This window comes from Microbacterium trichothecenolyticum (assembly GCF_000956465.1).
Lineage (GTDB): Bacteria > Actinomycetota > Actinomycetes > Actinomycetales > Microbacteriaceae > Microbacterium > Microbacterium trichothecenolyticum.
In genome coordinates this window covers 64640-83643 of the sequence record NZ_JYJA01000032.1, presented here as the reverse complement: position 1 = coordinate 83643, position 19004 = coordinate 64640, and the positions used below count along the sequence as shown (strand labels likewise).

The window sequence follows — 19004 nt, the reverse complement described above, 5'->3', positions numbered from 1 at the left end:
GGATCAGCCATGGATTCGCACTGGCCAGGCGGGAAAGCGGCCGTCCACGATGCTAGTCAGCCACCCTGGGAAATGCCCAGACGCAAGCTCCGCGCGCGCCGTGTCATACTGTTCCTTGCGCCCGATGGCGGGCGTGCGGGTAAAGCCCCCGCTCATTCCTCACTACGGATCGTCCGGCACGTACCTGCCGGTGAAGGAGAAGAGAACATGGCGTCCGTCACGTTTGACAACGCAACCCGTCTGTACCCCGGGGGCACTCGCCCCGCTGTGGACAAGCTCAACCTCGAGGTCGCCGATGGCGAGTTCCTGGTTCTCGTCGGCCCGTCGGGCTGCGGCAAGTCCACGTCGCTGCGCATGCTGGCCGGCCTCGAAGAGGTCAACTCGGGCCGCATCCTGATCGGCGACCGTGACGTCACCGACGTCCCCCCGAAGGACCGCGACATCGCGATGGTCTTCCAGAACTACGCGCTGTACCCGCACATGACGGTCGCCGAGAACATGGGCTTCGCGCTCAAGATCGCCGGCGTCGGCAAGGAGGAGCGCGCCGCTCGCGTGCTCGAGGCTGCGAAGCTCCTCGACCTCGAGGAGTACCTGACCCGCAAGCCCAAGGCCCTCTCGGGTGGTCAGCGTCAGCGCGTCGCCATGGGCCGCGCGATCGTCCGCCAGCCCCAGGTGTTCCTCATGGACGAGCCGCTGTCGAACCTCGACGCGAAGCTCCGCGTCCAGACCCGTACGCAGATCGCGTCGCTGCAGCGCCGCCTCGGCGTCACCACGGTGTACGTGACCCACGACCAGACGGAGGCGCTCACGATGGGTGACCGCATCGCGGTCCTCAAGGACGGCCTCCTCCAGCAGGTCGGCACCCCGCGCGACCTGTACGAGAAGCCGAACAACGTGTTCGTCGCCGGCTTCATCGGCTCGCCCGCCATGAACCTGTTCCCGGCGCACATCGCCGAGGGTGGCGTGCAGTTCGGCGACACCGTCGTGGGCGTCGAGGCCGACACGCTCGGCAAGGCGCACGGCAGCGAGGTCACCATCGGTGTGCGTCCCGAGGACATCCAGGTCGCCCCCGCCGACGGCAAGGGCCTCACGGTCACGGTCGACCTCGTCGAGGAGCTCGGCGCCGACGGCTACCTCTACGGTCACGCCGACGTCGCCGGCAAGCGCACCGACATCGTCGCGCGCGTCGACGGCCGCCGTCACCCGATCGCCGGCGACAAGGTCACGCTGGCTCCGGTCCCCGGACACGTCCACGTGTTCGACATCGAGTCGGGCGAGCGCCTCACCGACAAGGCGATCGCCGCGGCGTAACCGCCGATTCGTTCGCGACGGCGCGGGTGGGAGCTTCTTCCCCCCGCGCCGTCGCACTTTTCCAGGAGGGTTCGTGCCTGACGCCCTGAGCATCACCGCCTCGAGCGTCGATCCGGGGCTGCTGACGCTGCCGTGGTCGACCCCGCTCGGGGAGTGGCCGTCGAGCCACATCGTGTTCCTGCCCAAGGGCATCTCGCGCCACCTGGTGCGGTTCGCCAACCTCTCGGGCCGCGTGGTCGCCATCAAGGAGACGACGCAGGCCATGGCGCAGCGCGAGTACGACATGCTCGGCAATCTCGCCCGTCTGGACGTGCCGTGCGTCGAGCGCGTCGCCGTGATCGCCGGACGCACGGATGCCGCGGGGGAGCCGCTTCCCGCGGCTCTGGTCACCGCGCACCTGAAGTTCTCCCTCCCCTACCGCGCCCTGTTCACGCAGGTGCTGCGCCCCGACACCGCGACGCGACTCGTCGATGCGCTCGCTCTGCTCCTGGTCCGCCTGCACAACGTCGGGTTCTTCTGGGGCGACGTGTCGCTGTCGAACACGCTGTTCCGTCGCGACGCGGGCGCGTTCGCCGCCTACCTCGTCGACGCCGAGACCGGCGAGCTGCACGAGAGCGGCCTGACCCCTGGCCAGCGCGCACACGACCTCGACGTCGCCCGCACGAACATCGCGGGCGAGATCATGGACCTCGAAGCCGGCGGTCGCCTCGAGGGCGGCGTCGACGCGATCGCGATCGCCGACGGCATCGTGTCGGCGTACCACTCGCTGTGGGCCGCACTCACCGACGAGGAGACGTTCCGCGCCGACGAGGCGTATCGGCTCACGGAGCGCGTCCAGCGGCTGAACGACCTCGGATTCGACATCGGCGAGATGTCGATCCAGGCCACGGCCGACGGCACGCGCGTGTCGATCCAGCCGAAGGTCGTCGACGCGGGCCACCATCAGCGGCGCCTGCTGCGCCTCACGGGGCTCGACGTCGAGGAGAATCAGGCCCGGCGTCTCCTCAACGACCTCGACGAGTTCCGCGTGCGCATCTCACGCCTCGGCGACGACGAGGAGATGGTCGCCCATGAGTGGCTCACCCGGGTGTTCGAGCCGGTCGTCAAGGCAATCCCCTGGGACCTGCGCTCGAAGCTCGAGCCCGCAGAGGTGTTCCACCAGCTGCTCGAGCACCGCTGGTACCTGTCCCAGGCCAAGGGCAAGTCGGTGCCCCTCGCCGAGGCGCTGACGAGCTACATCGACAACGTGCTGCGCCACCGCCGCGACGAGGCGACCCTGATGGGTCCGCCCACTGAGACCGTGTCGCTCTCCATCATCACGTCGTCGAACCCCGTCATCGATGACGATGACGACGACGACATCGACTGGCGCGACCTGGTCTGACGTCCGTCCTCGGCCGCACCGATCGCGAAAGGGCATATCCCCGGCGGAGATATGCCCTTTCGCGATTCGCGGCTGTCAGTACCCGACGGTGAACCGCTTACGGGGGTGCTGCGGGTTCTCGATCTCGTCGACGATCGCGACCGCGAGGTCCTCGCCCGAGATGTACGACTCGCCCTCCGCGTCGGTGACGATGACGTCGCCGCCGGTGCGGTACTCGCCGGTCCGCTCGCCCGGGTTGTACGCGCCGAAGCCGCCCGCCGGGTGGATGTAGAACCAGTCCAGCGACTCCGGCCCCTCCTTGAGGTCCTCGAGGACGCCGATCGCCTCGAGAGCCTCCGCCTTGTAGTCCTCGGAGAACGAGGGAAGGTCGACGACCCGCTCGCCGCCCTCTGTGACGAGGCTGCCGCCTGCCCCGCCGATCACGCCGAGGCGAACGCCCTCGGGCAGGAGAGAGGCGAGCGCCGCGATGTTCGGGCGCACGAGCCCCTGCATGTCGCCGCGCGGTGCGACCGCCGATACGACCACATCGACGCCCTCGATCTGCGCCAGGAGATCGGGGACGTCGGTCAGCGATCCTTCGACGTAGATCGCCCCGGCGTGGCGCTCGGCGGGGATGCGGCGAGCGATCGAGAGCACGCTGTGGCCCCGGCTCACCGCCTCGGCGACGATGTGACGGCCGGCGTATCCCGAGCCTCCGATGACGGCGATGCGTGCCATGTGCTGCCTTTCGACGGGTGGTGTCGCCGGCCATCGCCGGCTCTGCAGGGGGGAACGTGAGCGCTGCGCGGAGTTGTTCCCGCGCGCGTCACACGCGGACTCAGGCGGGAGTGGTGCCCCGAAGCGTCGAGACCTGATACAGCGCGACGGATGCCGCGATGCCGGCGTTGAGCGACTCGGTGCTCGACGAGATCGGGATGGACACGATCTGGTCGCAGGTCTCGGTCACCAGCCGCGAGAGGCCCTTGCCCTCGGAGCCGACCACGATCACGACGGGCCGGTCGGCGAGCTCGAGGGCCGGCAGGGAGACGTCTCCCCCGCCGTCGAGGCCGAGGACGAACACGCCCTGCTTCTTGAAATCCTTGAGCATCGCGGTGAGGTTGGAGGCGAGCGCTACCGGGACGCGCGCGGCCGCACCTGCGCTCGTCTTCCACGCGGCCGAGTTGACGCTCGCGGACCGGCGCTGCGGCACGATGACCGCCTGCCCGCCGAAGGCGGCGGTCGAGCGCAGGATCGCACCCAGGTTGCGCGGGTCGGTGATGCCGTCGAGCGCGACGAACAGCGGCGTCTGCCCCGCGTCGATCACCTTCTCGAGCAGATCCTGTGGGTGGGCGTACTCGTACGGCGGAACCTTGAGCGCAACACCCTGGTGCACGCCGTCGAAGCCCGCCATGCGATCGAGCTCCGGGCGTGTGACCTCGAGCACCGGGATGTCGCGGTGGGTGGCGATCGCGAGCATCTCCTTGACCCGGTCGTCCATCTCGACGCGTTGCGCGATGTAGAACGCGGTCGCGGGGATCTTCGCGCGGAGGGCCTCCAGCACCGAGTTGCGACCGGTCACGGTCTCGGTGTCGTCGTCCTTCTTCGCGGGGCGCGACGACCGCGGCGCGGACTGCCCCGGCTTGCCCGTGCCGCCCGCAGCGGCGTACCGCTCAGCGGCGGCCTTGCGCTTGCCGGCAGGGTGCCATGCGCGATCCTCGGCCTTGGGAGTCGGCCCTCGGCCCTCGAGGGACCGCTTGTTCTTACCGCCGGTGCCCTTGGTGGGGCCCTTCTTGTTGCCCTTGCTGGCGCCGGGGCGTCCTGGCTTCGCCATCAGTTCTCCTTCGTGCGGGCCGCAGCCCGTCAGTTGTTCTCCGCCGGGCGGGGAGTGTCGGCGACACTCCAGTGCGTCCCGTCGGGACCGTCTTCGAGGGCGATGCCGGCCGCCGCGATCGCGTCGCGGATGCGGTCGGCGGCCGCCCAGTCCTTGGCCGCGCGCGCGTCGGCGCGCTGGGCGATCATCGTCTTCACCAAGGCGTCGAGAGCGGATGCCTCGGCCGAGGCGTCCGTCGACCGCCAGTGCGGGTCGAGGGGGTCGATGCCGAGCACGCCGGCCATCACCGCGACGTCGGCAAACGCTCGCAGAGCCGCGTCGCGGTCCCCCGCGTCGAGCGCGGTGTTGCCGTCACGCACGGTCTCGTGCAGCACGGCGAGCGCCTGCGGCACCCCGAGGTCGTCATCGAGGGCTGACGCGAACGCCTTCGGGACGGCAGCATCCACCCGCACGTCCTCCGTTCCCCGAAGAGTGCGCAGCGCTCGCTCGAGGAAGGTGCGGATGCGCTCGAGCGCCGCCTCGGCCTCGTCGAACGTCGAGGTCGTGATGTCCAGGCTCGACCGGTAGTGCGCCGCCGCGAGGGCGTAGCGCACCACGAGCGGGTCGCGCTCGCGCAGCAGGTCCTCGGCGAGCACGAAGTTGAACAGCGACTTCGACATCTTCTGGGCGCCGACCGTCACGAGGCCGTTGTGCACCCAGTACCGCGCGAAGCCGTCGCCGGCGGCCGTGGACTGCGCGAGCTCGTTCTCGTGGTGGGGGAAGCGCAGGTCGAGCCCGCCGCCGTGGATGTCGAACTCGGCACCGAGGTAGCGGCGCGCCATGGCGGAGCATTCGATGTGCCAGCCCGGCCGGCCGGCGCCCCACGGAGACGACCAGGTCGCAGATGTCGGCTCGTCCGCTTTGGCGCCCTTCCAGAGGGCGAAGTCGCGGGGGTCGCGCTTGCCACGCGGATCGGCGTCGGCGGCGGGCTCCATCGCGTCGATCGACTGGTTCGTGAGCGACCCGTAGTCCGCCCACGACCGGACGTCGAAGTAGACGTCGCCGGCGGCATCCGTCTCTGCTGTCCCTGATCCGGTCGAAGGGGCGGCGTAGGCGTGGCCTGCCTCGATGAGGCGCTGGATGAGCTCCTGCATCTGCGGGATCGATGCCGTCGCGCGAGGCTCGTACGTCGGCGGGAGGATGCCGATCGCGGTATAGGCGCGCGTGAACTCGAGCTCCATGCGGTAGGCGAGCGCCCACCACGGCTCACCGTCCGACGCGTTCGCGAGCACCTTGTCGTCGATGTCCGTGACGTTGCGGACGAAGGTGACACGGCCGTACCGGTGGGTGAGCCAGCGGCGCAGGATGTCGAAGCTCAGCGCGCCGCGCAGATGCCCGATGTGCGGCCCGGATTGCACCGTCGGACCGCAGACGTAGATCGTGACGTTGCCGGGGTCGAGGGGCACGAAATCGCGCAGGGTCTGCGCCTTGGTGTCGTACAACTGAACCGTCACCGCACCAGCCTACCGGCGGGTGCCGTGCCGACCCTGAGCGAGCCCGCAGGGGTGATGCCGGTCGATGGCGCCGATTCCGATATAAACGGTGGGTGCATGTGCTCGCCGTCCTCGCCGCCGCGCTGCTGTTCGGCACGACCGGCACCTCGCAGGCGCTCGGTCCTGCGGGCACCACTCCCCTGTCGATCGGTGTCATGCGCATGGTGATCGGCGGCACGGGACTCGCGATCATCGCGTTCTCGCTCGCCGCACGGCATGCCCGACGCCTGCCCGCGGGTACGGTGCGGCCGCGCTGGGGCGCCCGGCCCGTGCTGCTCATGGTGCTGACGGGCGCGTGCCTCGCGCTGTACCAGCCTCTCTTCTTCCTCGGCACGGCGCGCAACGGCGTCGCGGTCGGCACGGTCGTCGCCCTCGGCTCCGCCCCGATCCTCGCGGGCCTGCTGGAATGGGCGCTCACGCGACGGATGCCGACACCCACGTGGATGGGCGCGACAGCGCTCGCGACGGTCGGCGTCGTGCTGCTCGGCTTCGGCGGCGAAGCGGGCACGGCCGGCGGCACGGATCCTCTCGGATTGCTCGGCTCCATCGGCGCGGGCGCCTCGTTCGCGGTCATCGCCAACGCGCAGCGTCGCCTGCTCGACGACGGCTGGGATCCCTTCACGGTCGTCGGCGCCATGGGCGCCAGCTCGGCCATCATCTGTGCCTTCGCACTCCCCTTCGTGGACCTCTCATGGCTCGGCACGACATCAGGTGCGGTGATGGCGCTGTGGCTGGGCCTCGCGACCATCTCCATCGCGTACGTGCTGTTCACGTGGGGCCTCAGCGGGCTCACCGCGGCCACCGCCGCGACGCTCACGCTGGGCGAGCCTCTGACCGCAAGCGTGCTCGGCATCGTCGTGCTCGGCGAGCGGCTGTCGGCACTCGCGATCGTCGGGCTCGTGGTGCTCGCCGCCGGGCTCGCCCTCCTCGCGTGGGGATCCCGGTCCCCGCGCGACCCCGCTCCCTACGCCGTCGAGGCGTGAAACCGCGCCGGCGGCAGGAAACACCACGGAAACCGGCGCGTGGCACACTGGGCGCGACATGCAGCGCACCATCGAGATCCGCACCGACGACCTGAGCGGCGAAGCCACCCGGCGCCTCATCGCCCTGCACCTGGCGGGGATGCACGACAACTCTCCCTCCGAGAGCGTACACGCGCTCGACATCGAGGCACTGCGGCATCCGTCCCTCTCGGTCTGGACGGCGTGGATCGACGGCGAACTGGCTGGCGTCGGCGCGCTGAAGTCGCTCGATGCGCACCGCGGCGAGATCAAGTCGATGCGCGCGGATGACCGGTTCCGCGGCACCGGGGTCGGCCGTGCGCTGCTGCGCCACATCGTCGAGGAGGCCAGACGGCGCGGCATGTCGAGCCTCTGGCTCGAGACCGGGACCACCGAGGACTTCGTCCCCGCGCAGCGCCTCTATGAGAGCGAGGGCTTCGTCTTCTGCGGCCCCTTCGAGGACTACGCGCTCGACCCGTTCTCGGTGTTCATGACGCGCGCGCTCTGACGACCGACGGGCGCGGAGCGGTCAGGCCGGAACGACGAGGGCGACGGCGAAGGCGGAAACGCCCTCGCCCCGCCCCGTGAACCCGAGGCCGTCGGTCGTCGTCGCAGAGACCGACACCGGTGCGCCGCCGAGTGCGGCCGACAGCGTTCGCTCGGCCTCTGCGCGGCGCGCGGAGAAGCGTGGACGGTTCGCCTGCACCTGCACCGAGACGTTGCCGACACGCCAGCCCGCCTCCCCGAGCAGCGCTACGGTGCGCGTCAGGAACGCGTCCGCGTGCGCGCCGGCGTACTCGGGATGATCCGTGCCGAAGTGCGTGCCGATGTCGCCGAGGCCCGCGGCGGCCAGCAGCGCGTCGACGATCGCGTGCGCCACGGCGTCGCCGTCGGAGTGCCCTGACAGCGGCGCTTCACCCGCCCATTCGAGCCCCGCGAGCCACAGCGTCCCCTCGCCGCCGAACGCGTGCACATCCGTGCCGACGCCGACGCGCGGAAGCGCCGGCACGCCGCCGAGGTGTGCCGCCGGGTGCGGCGCAGGCTCGGCGAGCAGGTGGCGCGCGCGATCGAGGTCCGCCGCGGTGGTGATCTTGAAAGCCAGAGGATGCCCCGGCACGGCCGCGACGGGGTGCCCGGACTCGGCGACCAGGGCCGCGTCATCGGTGAAGTCCGCCGCGGCGGCGGCGTATGCCGTGTCGAGCACGTCGCGCCGGAACCCCTGCGGCGTCTGCGCGGCGGCGAGCTCGGCGCGGTCGACCGCGGCGACGATCTCGTCACCCGTGACGCGCTTGAGCGTGTCGATGACCGGGAGCACGGGGATCGCGCCTGCCGCGCCCCCGTCGATCGCCGCGATGACGCGCTCGAAGACGTCGGCCGGGGTGAGGGCGCGCGCTGCGTCGTGGACCAGCACGACCTCGACATCGGCCCACAGGGCTGCAAGACCGGCGGCCACGGAGGCCTGCCGCGTGTCGCCGCCCGCGACCACCGACACCAGCTCTCGACGGTCCCCCGCGGTGGCCAGTGCCTCGCTCAGCGCATCGCCCTCGCGCCCGGCGGGCGCGACGATCACGACCTGCGCGAGCGGGGCGGCGAAGACGCCGCTGAGGGCGTGACGAAGGATGCTGCTCCCGTCGATGCCGACGAACGCTTTCGGCGCTCCAGCGCCCAGCCGGGTGCCGGACCCGGCGGCCACGACGATGACGCCGACGCGCGGGACGGGAGTGATGCTCACCCGCTCACGCTATCGCGATCGACGGGCGACGCTGTGCGCGTGCTGCCCAGTCGGAATCGGGTGCGCACAGCAGAACGGCGCCCCATCGGGGCGCCGTTCCAGGAGTCTCAGCTCGCGAGGACCTCGTCGAGAAGGACGCTCGCCTTCTCTTCGTCGGTCTTCTCGGCCAGAGCGAGCTCGGAGATCAGAATCTGCTTCGCCTTGGCGAGCATGCGCTTCTCTCCGGCCGACAGGCCGCGGTCCTGATCGCGGCGCCAGAGGTCGCGCACGACCTCGCTCACCTTGATGACGTCGCCGGAGGCGAGCTTCTCGAGATTCGCCTTGTAGCGGCGCGACCAGTTGGTCGGCTCCTCCGTGAAGGGAGCGCGCAGCACCTCGAAGACCTTGTCGAGGCCCTCCTTGCCGATGACGTCTCGGACGCCGACCAGGTCGACGTTCTCTGCGGGGACTTCGATGATGAGATCACCTTGCGTGACGTTGAGCTTCAGGTACTTCTTCGTCTCGCCCTTGATGATCCGGTCTTTGACCTCGATGATCGTAGCCGCCCCGTGGTGGGGGTAGACGACCGTCTCGCCAACCTCAAAAAGCATGGAGTTATGTCCTTTCGGCAACCTCCAGGATACCACAGGCGAAATACGCTAAGGTTCTCCGCCCTGCGGCCGCGGCGGTGCTCCGCGCGGCACATCGCGAGCCCCTAGAATGCTGGAGAACCGTCATCCGTCTTATGGAGGATCCGTGAACCGCCGCCTCATCGCGTCGCTGGCCATCGGGGGCGCACTCGTCCTCACGACGACCGGGTGCAGCATGATCTCGCCGCAGGCGACCACGATCCCGTATTCGGCGGCGGAGGGCACGAACGTCCACGAGGCCGGCCCGATCGAGGTTCGCAACGCCCAGATCGTCGCCAACGAGGACGGGTCCGAGGGCAACTTCGTCGCGGCCCTGATCAACCAGACCGAGGACTCGCACACCCTCAACATCGAGTTCGGCGAAGGCGGCCCGACGCTCACCGTGCGGGTTCCCGCCAACACGACAGTGAGCCTCGGTTCGGAGGAGGACGAGCCGCTGCTCGTCGAGGACCTCGACGCCCTCCCCGGCACCGATGTCACCACGTTCTTCCAGTCCGGCGACTCCGAGGGCGCGCTCGTCTCGGTGCCCGTCCTGGACGGGACTCTCAACTACCTCGCGCCGCTCGCTCCCTGAGCGACGCTCGCGCACGCGAGAAGAGGGCGCCCCGCGAGGGGCGCCCTCTTTCGTGCGCTGCGGCTCAGCCCTCGAAGCGGTAGCCGAGGCCCCGCACGGTGACCAGCATCTCCGGCGCGCCGGGGTTCTTCTCGATGCGGGAGCGGATCCGCTTGATGTGCACATCGAGGGTCTTGGTGTCGCCGAAGTAGTCGCTCCCCCACACGCGGTCGATGAGCTGGCCGCGCGTGAGCACGCGCCCGGCGTTGCGCATGAGCACCTCGAGCAGCTCGAATTCCTTGAGCGGCATGTTGATCTCGCCGCCCTCGACGGCGACCGTGTGACGGTCGATGTCGAGCACGACGCGGCCGCCCTCCAGCACACGGTCCTCGAGGTCGGCGTCGATCTGCGAGAACCGGCGCAGCACGGCGCGCATGCGGGCGAGCAGTTCGCGGGCCGAGTACGGCTTGGTGACGTAATCGTCGGCGCCGAGCTCGAGACCCACCACGATGTCGACCTCGGAGTCCTTCGCGGTCAGCATGATGATCGGCACGGCCGAACTGATCCGGATCTGGCGGCACACCTCGGTGCCCGGCATTCCGGGCAGCATGAGGTCGAGGAGCACGATGTCGGCGCCGCGCTCGCGGAACGCGGTCAGGGCGGTCGGGCCGTCCTCGGCGATCTCGACCTCGTAGCCTTCGCGGCGAAGGAGGTAGGCGAGCGGGTCGGCGAGGTCTGGCTCGTCCTCGACGATCAGGACGCGGGTCATGCGGGGTCTCCATTCGCGACGGATGCGGGGTTCTGGCCGCCGGCAGGACCGACGGGAGTCTTGGGCGCGGCGGACCTGGCCGCGCGGTCGGGTGCCGCGGCCTTGGCCGCGCGGGCGGAAGCGGCGGGCTTCGCCCCGGGGGCGGCCGGAGCGCTCTTCGCGCCCCGAGCGGGGGCGGAGGCCGACGGTGCCGGGACTTCGGCGGGCGCAGCCTCTGTGGCCGGCATGTCAGCGACGGCGGGCCGCTTCTTCTTGCGCCCGCGCTTGGGCGCCGGCTCGAGGGCGGGCGCGTCGATCTGGGGCAGGCGGATCGTGAACGTGGATCCGCGGCCAGGGCGCGACCACAGGCGCACCTCGCCGCCGTGCCGCTGCACCGCGTGCTTGACGATGGAGAGGCCGAGCCCGCTGCCGCCGGTGCGGCGGGCGCGCGCGGGGTCGGACCGGTAGAAGCGTTCGAAGACGCGGTCCTGCTCGCCCTCGGCGATGCCGATGCCGCGGTCCGTCACGGCGATCTCGACGATGCGGTCGACGGCCTTGATACCGACGCCGACGCTCGAGCCCCGCGGCGAATACGCGATGGCGTTCGCGATGAGGTTGCCGACCGCCTCGCTCAGCACCTGCGCGTCGCCATGCACGTAGAGCCCGCGCGCACCGCCGCGCATCACCTCGACGCCGGCGGAGTCCGCCTGGATCGCGTGCGCGTCGAGGGCGGATGCCACGACCTCGTCGATCGAGACGTCCTGCTGCGGGAGCTCATCCGCTGCCTGCAGCCGGGACAGGTTCATGATGCGCGAGGTCAGCAGCGCGAGCCGGTTGGCCTCCGCTTGCAGTCGCATCGCGAAGATCCGCACCTGCGGCGGATCGTCGGCCGCCGACTCGATCGCCTCGGCGAGCAGGCTCACTGCGCCGACGGGTGTCTTGAGCTCGTGGCTCGTGTTCGCCACGAAGTCGCGCCGCATCTCCTCGACGCGTTCGCGTTCGGAGATGTCGCGCAGCACGAGGAGGGTGAGCCGCGGCGAGATGCGGGACGCACGCACGGCCACGAGGCGAGGCTCGGCCGGCGGCGCGCCACGGCGCAGCCGCATCGTCTCCGTCGCGCTCGCTTCGGTGACCTCGGCGTCGGTGGTCCGCACGCGGCGCGCGAGGGTCCGCAGCTCGTCGGTCGGGAGCGTGCCGCCTTCGAGCAGCTCGAACGCCGCGGCGGCGGAGGAAGCAGCCAGCACCGTGAAAGACGCGTCCACCACCACGGCGGCATCGTCCATGCCGTGAAGGACGCCCCGCACGCCGTCAGGGATCTCGATCGATCCCTCCGCATGTGCGCGGTCACGCGCGCGCATCGACGCGACGATGACGGCGGAGATCGAACCGCCGATGATGATCCCCGCGAGGAGGGCGAGCAGCGCGAGCTGCGTCGTGTCCATGCCTCAAGCGTAGGGGCACGTCGCGCGCGACAATGGACCGTGACCGGGACCTGGGCACCCGCGCCGGGTACTGTTCACCACGGGGGCACCGTCCGTTAACCTTCCCTGGCGACAATCGGCCGGGCGCGGGCGCAAGCCCTCCCAGACCATGAAAGGTGCGTCGGAATGCGCGAAGTCTTCCACCAGTCCCTCGAGGACGTGCAGGGGCGTCTCGTCGAGATCGCCGAGCTCGTCACGATCGCCATCGACAAGGCGACGCGCGCGTTCGGGACGAGCGACGTGGCGCTTGCGGAGGAGGTCATCGAGGCCGACGCGGTCATCGACGAGAAGGCCGTCGAGCTCGACGAGCTCGCCATCGAGATCCTCGCCCGCCAGCAGCCGGTCGCACGCGACCTGCGCATCGTCGTCAGCGCTCTGCGCATGAGCGCGTCGCTCGAGCGCATGGGCGACATCGCCGAGCACATCGCCCAGCTCACCCGCATGCGTTTCCCCGAGCGGGCCATCCCCAAGGGCCTGAAGTCCACCTTCCTCAAGATGGGCGAACTCGACGTCGAGGCGGCACGCCAGCTCACCGAACTGCTGCGCACGCAGGACGGCGACCTCATCGACGAGATCCGCAACGCCGACGACAAGCTCGACGAGCTGCACGTCTCGGTGTTCGAAAAGGTGCTCAGCGACAGCTGGCAGGGCGATCCGTCGGCCACCGTCGATGCCACGCTCGCCAGCCGCTACCACGAGCGCTTCGGCGACCACGCGGTCTCGGTCGCGAAGAAGGTCGCGTACCTGTCGACCGGAGACTGGACGTCGAGCACCGACACGATCGACGTCGTCGCCCCGTCTCTCTGAAGCCCGTCACGCGGCCTGCAGCCGGGGGCTGCCGCTGCGAAGGCGAAGAAAAGGAAGAGCGGATGCCTCGTGGGGAGGCATCCGCTCTTCTGCGCTGTTCGAGATCAGGCCTTGCCCTGGTTCGCGACCGCGGCGGCGCCGGCAGCGGCGGCCTCAGGGTCGAGGTACTCGCCCGGGCCGAGAGGCTTGAGGTTCTCGTCGAGGCGGTACACCAGCGGGATGCCCGTGGGGATGTTGAGCTCGGCGATGTCGGCGTCGCTGATGCCGTCGAGGTGCTTCACGAGTCCGCGCAGGGAGTTGCCGTGCGCCGTCACGAGCACCGTCTTGCCGGCCTTGAGGTCCGGGACGATGTCGCTGTGCCAGTACGGCAGCATGCGGTCGATGACGATCTTGAGCGACTCGGTGTCGGGCACCTCGCCGTCGATGCCCACGTAGCGCGGGTCGCCGACCTGGCTGTACTGGTCGTCGGCGGCCAGCGGCGGCGGCGGGACGTCGAACGAGCGGCGCCACAGCATGAACTGCTCGTTGCCGAACTCCTCGAGGGTCTGCGCCTTGTCCTTGCCCTGCAGAGCGCCGTAGTGGCGCTCGTTGAGGCGCCACGAGCGCTTGACCGGGATCCAGAGGCGGTCGGCCGCGTCGAGGGCGATGTCGGCGGTCTGGATGGCGCGGCTGAGCACGGAGGTGTGCAGCACATCGGGAAGGATGCCGGAATCGGCCAGCAGCTCGCCGCCGCGCTGGGCTTCGGCCTTGCCCTGGTCGGTGAGGCGGACGTCGACCCAGCCCGTGAACTGGTTGGTCTTGTTCCACTCGCTCTGGCCGTGTCGGAGGAGGATCAGCGTGTAGGGCGCGGTCATGCGCCCCATGATATCGGCGCCGGGGGCCGCCTCCCGATGCTGTGACGGGTGCGGCTGGCATCATGGAGACATGGCGCGGGGACCGGTCGGGCAGATCACGCGCGGCACCACCGGAACCAACCGGCTGCGGCGCGTGGATCGCTGGATCGCGCGGCATCCCGCTCTGCGCCGGGCCCACGATCCGCTCGTGGTCGACCTGGGCTACGGCGCGAGCGGCGTGACGGCGCTGGAGCTGTACGCGCGCCTCGTCCGCGTACGGCCGGACGTCGAGGTGCTCGGCCTCGAGATCGATCCCTCGCGCGTCGCGCGGGCGCGGGCCCAGCTGGAGCAGGTCCGCGCGGGCGGCACGTCGTTCGCCGCCGATGCACTCGTGTCGTTCGCGCGCGGCGGCTTCGAGGTGCCCACAGCCGGCGGGCGCCGCCCGGCGGTCGTACGGGCGTTCAACGTGCTCCGTCAGTACGACGAGTCGGAGGTCGCGGCGGCGTGGGCGACGATGTGCGCGCGCCTCGCGCCGGACGGACTCCTCGTCGAGGGAACGTGCGACGAGATCGGGCGCATCGCGACCTGGGTCGCACTCGGCCCCGACGCCGTGCCGCGCACCCTCACGGTGTCGCTGCGGCTGGCGGGGCTGCAGCATCCGTCCATCGCCGCGGAGCGGCTCCCGAAGGTCCTCATCCACCGCAACGTCCCCGGCGAGCCCGTGCACGCGTTCCTTGCGGCCCTCGACGCGGAGTGGGAACGCGCGGCGAGTGTGTCGCCCTTCGGCCCGGTGCATCGCTGGCGCACAGCGCTGTCGGCGCTGGTCGACGGCGGGTGGCCGGTCCTCGAGCGGTCGCGGTGGCGCCTGGGCGAGGTCACCGTGCCGTGGGATGCCGTGGCCCCGCGCTGAGGCGCGGCGCGCAGTCCGTCACACGCGGGGCAGCACCGCACGCGCCTCGGCGGACGACATGCCGGTCGCGGTGAGGAGGTCGACCGCGAACGGTCGCATCGCGGTGATGAGGTTCTGCTCGCCCTGCGAACCGTCCGGGAGGATCCGCGCCGGGTCGAGGCGCACGGCCACCGCTCGCGCCGCCTCGCGCGCTGCCGGCTGCAGCGAGATGTCGTCGAGGCTCTCGCCCACGAGCTCCGCGGCGCGCATGAGCTCGGCGAGCACCTCGGCCGGCACCGGACGCCGCTGGCCGTCGTCGCACAGGTACACGGCGCGACGGGCGACCACCCGGAGGTTGCGGGTGGCGAAGTCCATCGCCTGCAGCACCGCGTGGTGCCGGCGCAGCTCTGCCCGCTGCGGGCGCAGCCAGGGCGAGAATCCTGCGACGGCGAGGCCGGAGTCCAGCGAGGCGCGCCACTCGTCGATGCGCGGGGCGATCGCGCGCGCCTTCTCCAGGCCGCGGGCGGCCCGCAGCGCGTCGCCCCGACGCAGCGCCTGCACGATCGTGCGCGCCGCCGCGTCCGCAGCCGCGAAGACCGCGTGCCCGTCGCGCGCCTCCTCCCTGCGGGGATTGCGCGGGATGAGCGCGGTCACCGCGAGGGCGGCGACGCCGCCCACCGCGCCGTCGATGAGCCGGGAGAACGGCTCGGTCGCCGGCAGCGACATCACGATGCACGCCTGGACGCCCGCCATGATCGCGAAAGGCGGATAGGGCGACAGGAACCGGGCGACCAGCAGCGTCACCCCGAGGGCGAGTGCGAGCTGCCACCAGCCAGGGCCGACGACCACGACGAAGCCCTCGGCGACGAGGATGCCGACGAGCATCCCGACCACCGTCTCGAGCACGCGCCGCGGGCGCGCGTCGCGCACCAGGCCAAGACTGGTGATCGTCACCGTGGCCGCGAGCAGCGGCGCCGGATGCCCGATGACATAGTGCGCGCAGGCCCACGCCGCGGTCGCCGCGACCGTGATCTGCAGGATGGCGAGCGCCGACCCGCGCACGCGCGCCAGCTGCGGGCGAAGGTCCAGCCGGGCGCGCCAGCCCGTGGGCACGACCTGGGTGATCGCGGCGGTCTCGCCGTCGCCGCTCACCGCCGAGTCCCCTACTGGGCCGCCGCGCGGCGCGACAGCCGGGTGATGCGCGGCACGTTCGCCGTGGCGCCGGCGTCCGGCGGCACCACGACCTCCTGCGCCGCGGCGACTGGGCCGTCGGCGGTGTCCACCGTCAGCGGGGCGTCGACGGGCGTGGTGCGACGCACGACCGCGAGCGCGATCGGCCCTTCCTCGTAGTGCAGCGCCGCCGACGTCACGATGCCGACGGCGTCGTCACCGAGCCGCACGGCCGCGCCGTGCTCGGGCAGCACGCTGCCGGACCCGTCCAGCTGCAGCGCGACGAGGCGCCGCGGCGGGTGCCCGAGGTTGTGGACCTTGGCGATGGTCTCCTGCCCGCGGTAGCAGCCCTTGTCGAGGTGCACCGCAGTTCGCAGCCAGTCCAGCTCGTGCGGCAGCGCCCGCTCGTCGACGTCCGTCGTCCAGCGCGGGCGCCACGCGGCGACGCGCAGCGCGTCGACCGCGGTCAGGCCTGCCAGCTCCAGCTCGCCGCGGGCCGCGGCATCCGCCATCCGCGCCTCCTCGGCGCGTGTCACGATCGCCTCGGCCCAATCGCGATCGGCGCCGGGGTGCGGGTCGACCGGCGCGTACGCGTGACCGCCCGGCGTGACCGACGGCCACGGGTCGCGCCACACCAGCGGCACCCCGGCGGGTGCCGCGGGCGAGATGCGCTCGAGCGCGGCGGCGGTGCCGCCGATCACGGCGTACTCGTCGTCGGCGATCCGCGGGTCGACGCGCAGCCGGAACCGCATCTTGCGCAGCCAGTCGTACAGTCCCTCGACGTCGGCGCGATCGGCGATGAGCCAGGTCGTCTCCGCGTCATCGACGACGGATGCCGCGTGCTCGACGTGTCCTTGCGGGTCGAGGATCAGCAGCTCCGTGCCGACGCCGGGGTCGAGTCTGGTCAGCGCCTGCGACGACAGCGAGTCCAGCCAGGTCAGGCGGTCCTCACCGGGGACGGCGATGACCGCGCGGTCGGCGCGGGGCGCGAGCGCGGCTCCGGCGGCGAGCCGGCGCTGCTCGGCGAGCGGATTGCCGACGTGCTGCAGCCCGGCGTCGTCGACGACGGCGCCGGGGACAGCGGAGAACGGGCCGGTCATCACTCCGCCCGCGCGAGTCGTGCCGACGCGTGCGCGCCGAGTTCGAAGCCGAGCGCGGCGATGTCCCATGCCCACAGCAGGTGGCCGTCGACGAGCCCGTACATGCGGGTGGCAGCCGCGTACGACTTCGCGCCGGCGGGCCTGACGACGGCGTCGGTCGCGATGTCGATGCGCGGGCCCTTGATCTGGCCGAGATAGAGCTCGCTCACGCCGTCGGCGTGCACGAGGGCCGCCTCGAGGTCGAAGCCGCCGTCGGCGTTGCGCAGCTGTTCGATGTCGTCGGCGGTGCGGACGACGGGCGCGGCGAGCGCGGGAAGCAGGCCCGGCCCGGCGTCGGCGTCGGTCGCGGTGAGTGCGAGACGCCAGTAGCCGAGTTCTGCCACCAGGCGCGTGCGCTTCTGGGGGTCCTCTGCGTCATGCAGCCACGCGTCCGCGGAGTAGTTGAGATAGTCGCCGCCGTCGTGGCTGAAGCTCACGCGGTGCGTGAACTCGCCGGCGTAGGCGTGGTCGCCGTAGTCGATGACGCCGGTGCCCTCCCAGACTCCGATGAGCCACGACAGGGGGACGAGCTCCGCCGGAAGGTCGGTCGGGATGTCGAGCACGACCGGACCCGTCAGCGCTGGCCGCGGTAGAGGTTCTTGACGACGACGGCGGAGACGAAGACGATCGCCAGAGACGCCAGACCGAGCAGGCCCACGAAGAACAGTTCGAGCGCGACGGTATCCATACGAGGGAGTCTAGCCGGGAACGAGGGCGGCAAGACCGAACCCCAGGCTGATGACGCCCATCACCAGGGCGGCGCCGAGGACGCTCGCCGCGACGCGCTCGGTGAACCCCTGGGACCGGCCCGACCACAGCTGGGTCGCGAACCCGGCGATGAGGCATCCGCCCAGTCCGACGCCCAGCCACGCCGCACGCCAGTCCGGCGTCGCGAAGATTCCGACGACGACGGCGATCACGGCCGCGAGCACCCACACGGCGACGATGCCGCCGAGTGTGCGGCGAGGGGCGAGTTCAGGCACGGCCACGCATCCCATCATCACCCAACAACCCGCGCGGCGCACGCGCTGCGGCGCGGGTGATGGGTGTGTCGACGGAGGACATGCGGATCGAGTACCCCTCCACCACGCCCTACACTGGGGTTCGCGGCGCACCCCCCTGCGCCGGGAAGGCGATCCATTGGCACAGCTCCTGGTTCTCAGTTCCACACACGGAGGCGGCCCCGTCCTGCCCTCGCTCGAACTGCTGAGCCACCGCGTGCGCCTGATCCCCGCTGAGCCCGCCCAGCTCGTCAACGCGCCGAGCGCCGACATCATCTTCGTCGACGCCCGTGTCGACCTCGTCGGCGCCAAATCGCTGTGCAAGATCCTCAACACGACGGGCCTGGACGCTCCGCTCCTGCTGATCGTGACCGAGGGCGGCCTGACCGCCGTCTCCCCCGACTGGGGCGTCGACGACGTCATCCTCTTCACGGCGGGCCCCGCCGAGGTGGACGCCCGCATCCGCCTCGCCGTCGGCCGTCAGTCTGCCGAGCAGGTCTCGACGCGCATCCAGACCTCGGGCATCACTATCGACGAGTCGTCGTACTCGGCCAAGGTGCACGGTCGCCCGCTCGACCTCACGTACAAGGAGTTCCAGCTCCTCCACTTCTTCGCGACGCACCCCTCGCGCGTCTTCACCCGCGAGCAGCTGCTGAGCGAGGTGTGGGGCTACGACTACTTCGGCGGAACACGCACGGTCGACGTGCACGTGCGGCGCCTGCGCGCCAAGCTCGGCGACATGGAGCAGCTGATCGGCACCGTGCGGAACGTGGGCTACCGGTTCAACGTCTACGAGGACGAGCCCGAACCCGCCCCCCGCGAGCGCACCGACGCCTGACCGGGGCGGCACACCGCCCCTCACCGAGTGTGCGAGGGACGGCTGTCGAGGTGGGCCCGCGCGCCCGAGGCTCCGCGCAGCGCGAAGCGATGCGTGGAGGAGGCGTGGGGATCGTTCACACTCTCGTCACGTCACCCTGCAATGAT

The 19004-nt window shown here is 71.2% G+C and carries 20 protein-coding genes; 8 read left to right on the top strand and 12 right to left on the bottom strand.

Features of this window, described 5'->3' with window-relative positions; translation table 11 throughout:
• The first annotated feature begins 207 nt into the window (after positions 1–207).
• On the top strand, positions 208–1311 hold the full coding sequence (locus RS82_RS08075; RefSeq protein ID WP_045298127.1) for an ABC transporter ATP-binding protein: 1104 nt from the start codon (positions 208–210) through the stop codon (positions 1309–1311).
• A 73-nt stretch (positions 1312–1384) separates the two neighbouring features.
• A complete protein-coding gene (locus RS82_RS08070; RefSeq protein WP_045298124.1) occupies positions 1385–2695 on the top strand; it encodes a DUF4032 domain-containing protein in 1311 nt (436 codons plus the stop codon).
• A gap of 75 nt (positions 2696–2770) precedes the next feature.
• Here RS82_RS08070 and RS82_RS08065 read toward each other — a convergent pair whose 3' ends face one another.
• The 3 genes from RS82_RS08065 to cysS form a co-directional block, all read right to left on the bottom strand.
• The gene (locus RS82_RS08065) at positions 2771–3412 is read right to left on the bottom strand and encodes an NAD(P)-dependent oxidoreductase (RefSeq protein ID WP_045298122.1); all 642 of its coding nucleotides are present in this window, start codon (positions 3410–3412) and stop codon (positions 2771–2773) included.
• A 100-nt stretch (positions 3413–3512) separates the two neighbouring features.
• Positions 3513–4505: a 23S rRNA (guanosine(2251)-2'-O)-methyltransferase RlmB gene (gene rlmB, locus RS82_RS08060; RefSeq protein WP_045298121.1), complete on the bottom strand. Its 993-nt coding sequence runs from the start codon at positions 4503–4505 to the stop codon at positions 3513–3515.
• A 29-nt stretch (positions 4506–4534) separates the two neighbouring features.
• On the bottom strand, positions 4535–5998 hold the full coding sequence (cysS, locus tag RS82_RS08055) for a cysteine--tRNA ligase (protein ID WP_045298120.1): 1464 nt from the start codon (positions 5996–5998) through the stop codon (positions 4535–4537).
• 92 nt (positions 5999–6090) lie between these two features.
• On the opposite strand from cysS, the gene RS82_RS08050 reads away from it, so the two are divergent.
• The gene (locus RS82_RS08050; RefSeq protein ID WP_045298119.1) at positions 6091–7020 is read left to right on the top strand and encodes a DMT family transporter; all 930 of its coding nucleotides are present in this window, start codon (positions 6091–6093) and stop codon (positions 7018–7020) included.
• A gap of 58 nt (positions 7021–7078) precedes the next feature.
• Positions 7079–7546, top strand: a complete 468-nt coding sequence (locus tag RS82_RS08045; RefSeq protein WP_045298117.1) for a GNAT family N-acetyltransferase — start codon at positions 7079–7081, stop codon at positions 7544–7546.
• A gap of 21 nt (positions 7547–7567) precedes the next feature.
• On the opposite strand, the gene ispD is transcribed toward RS82_RS08045, so the two are convergent.
• Together ispD and RS82_RS08035 are read right to left on the bottom strand one after the other, a co-directional pair.
• A complete protein-coding gene (ispD, locus tag RS82_RS08040) occupies positions 7568–8770 on the bottom strand; it encodes a 2-C-methyl-D-erythritol 4-phosphate cytidylyltransferase (RefSeq protein ID WP_045298115.1) in 1203 nt (400 codons plus the stop codon).
• A 107-nt stretch (positions 8771–8877) separates the two neighbouring features.
• Complete coding sequence (locus RS82_RS08035; RefSeq protein WP_045298114.1) at positions 8878–9360, bottom strand: CarD family transcriptional regulator; 483 nt, start codon at positions 9358–9360, stop codon at positions 8878–8880.
• Positions 9361–9505: 145 nt separating this feature from the next.
• Between RS82_RS08035 and RS82_RS08030 the strand changes: the two genes are divergently transcribed.
• Positions 9506–9973: a DNA modification methylase gene (locus RS82_RS08030; RefSeq protein WP_084695524.1), complete on the top strand. Its 468-nt coding sequence runs from the start codon at positions 9506–9508 to the stop codon at positions 9971–9973.
• Between the two features lie 64 nt (positions 9974–10037).
• Here RS82_RS08030 and RS82_RS08025 read toward each other — a convergent pair whose 3' ends face one another.
• Both RS82_RS08025 and RS82_RS08020 read right to left on the bottom strand, forming a co-directional pair.
• Positions 10038–10721: a response regulator transcription factor gene (locus tag RS82_RS08025; RefSeq protein ID WP_045298111.1), complete on the bottom strand. Its 684-nt coding sequence runs from the start codon at positions 10719–10721 to the stop codon at positions 10038–10040.
• Entirely contained in the window at positions 10718–12142 is a 1425-nt protein-coding gene (locus RS82_RS08020; protein WP_245619547.1) for a sensor histidine kinase, read from the bottom strand. The genes RS82_RS08025 and RS82_RS08020 overlap by 4 nt, the downstream gene beginning before the upstream one ends.
• A 165-nt stretch (positions 12143–12307) precedes the next feature.
• On the opposite strand from RS82_RS08020, the gene phoU reads away from it, so the two are divergent.
• Positions 12308–12988 carry a phosphate signaling complex protein PhoU gene (gene phoU / locus RS82_RS08015; RefSeq protein ID WP_045298109.1) on the top strand — a complete coding sequence of 227 codons (681 nt, stop codon included), beginning with the start codon at positions 12308–12310 and terminating at the stop codon, positions 12986–12988.
• 104 nt (positions 12989–13092) lie between these two features.
• On the opposite strand, the gene RS82_RS08010 is transcribed toward phoU, so the two are convergent.
• Positions 13093–13842 (bottom strand): phosphoglyceromutase, encoded by a 750-nt coding sequence (locus tag RS82_RS08010; protein WP_045298107.1) that lies wholly within the window; start codon positions 13840–13842, stop codon positions 13093–13095.
• A 70-nt stretch (positions 13843–13912) separates the two neighbouring features.
• Between RS82_RS08010 and RS82_RS08005 the strand changes: the two genes are divergently transcribed.
• Complete coding sequence (locus RS82_RS08005; RefSeq protein WP_045298104.1) at positions 13913–14731, top strand: class I SAM-dependent methyltransferase; 819 nt, start codon at positions 13913–13915, stop codon at positions 14729–14731.
• 18 nt (positions 14732–14749) lie between these two features.
• On the opposite strand, the gene RS82_RS08000 is transcribed toward RS82_RS08005, so the two are convergent.
• The 4 genes from RS82_RS08000 to RS82_RS07980 form a co-directional block, all read right to left on the bottom strand.
• On the bottom strand, positions 14750–15862 hold the full coding sequence (locus RS82_RS08000) for an FUSC family protein (RefSeq protein WP_211255889.1): 1113 nt from the start codon (positions 15860–15862) through the stop codon (positions 14750–14752).
• Between the two features lie 11 nt (positions 15863–15873).
• A complete protein-coding gene (gene ygfZ, locus RS82_RS07995; RefSeq protein WP_045298100.1) occupies positions 15874–16980 on the bottom strand; it encodes a CAF17-like 4Fe-4S cluster assembly/insertion protein YgfZ in 1107 nt (368 codons plus the stop codon).
• Positions 16980–17582, bottom strand: coding sequence for a heme-binding beta-barrel domain-containing protein (locus RS82_RS07990; RefSeq protein WP_045298098.1), 603 nt, complete (start codon positions 17580–17582; stop codon positions 16980–16982). The genes ygfZ and RS82_RS07990 overlap by 1 nt, the downstream gene beginning before the upstream one ends.
• Before the next feature lie 135 nt (positions 17583–17717).
• Positions 17718–18017, bottom strand: coding sequence for a hypothetical protein (locus RS82_RS07980; RefSeq protein ID WP_045298320.1), 300 nt, complete (start codon positions 18015–18017; stop codon positions 17718–17720).
• Positions 18018–18159: 142 nt separating this feature from the next.
• On the opposite strand from RS82_RS07980, the gene RS82_RS07975 reads away from it, so the two are divergent.
• Positions 18160–18858, top strand: a complete 699-nt coding sequence (locus tag RS82_RS07975; RefSeq protein WP_045298087.1) for a response regulator transcription factor — start codon at positions 18160–18162, stop codon at positions 18856–18858.
• Positions 18859–19004: the final 146 nt, after the last annotated feature.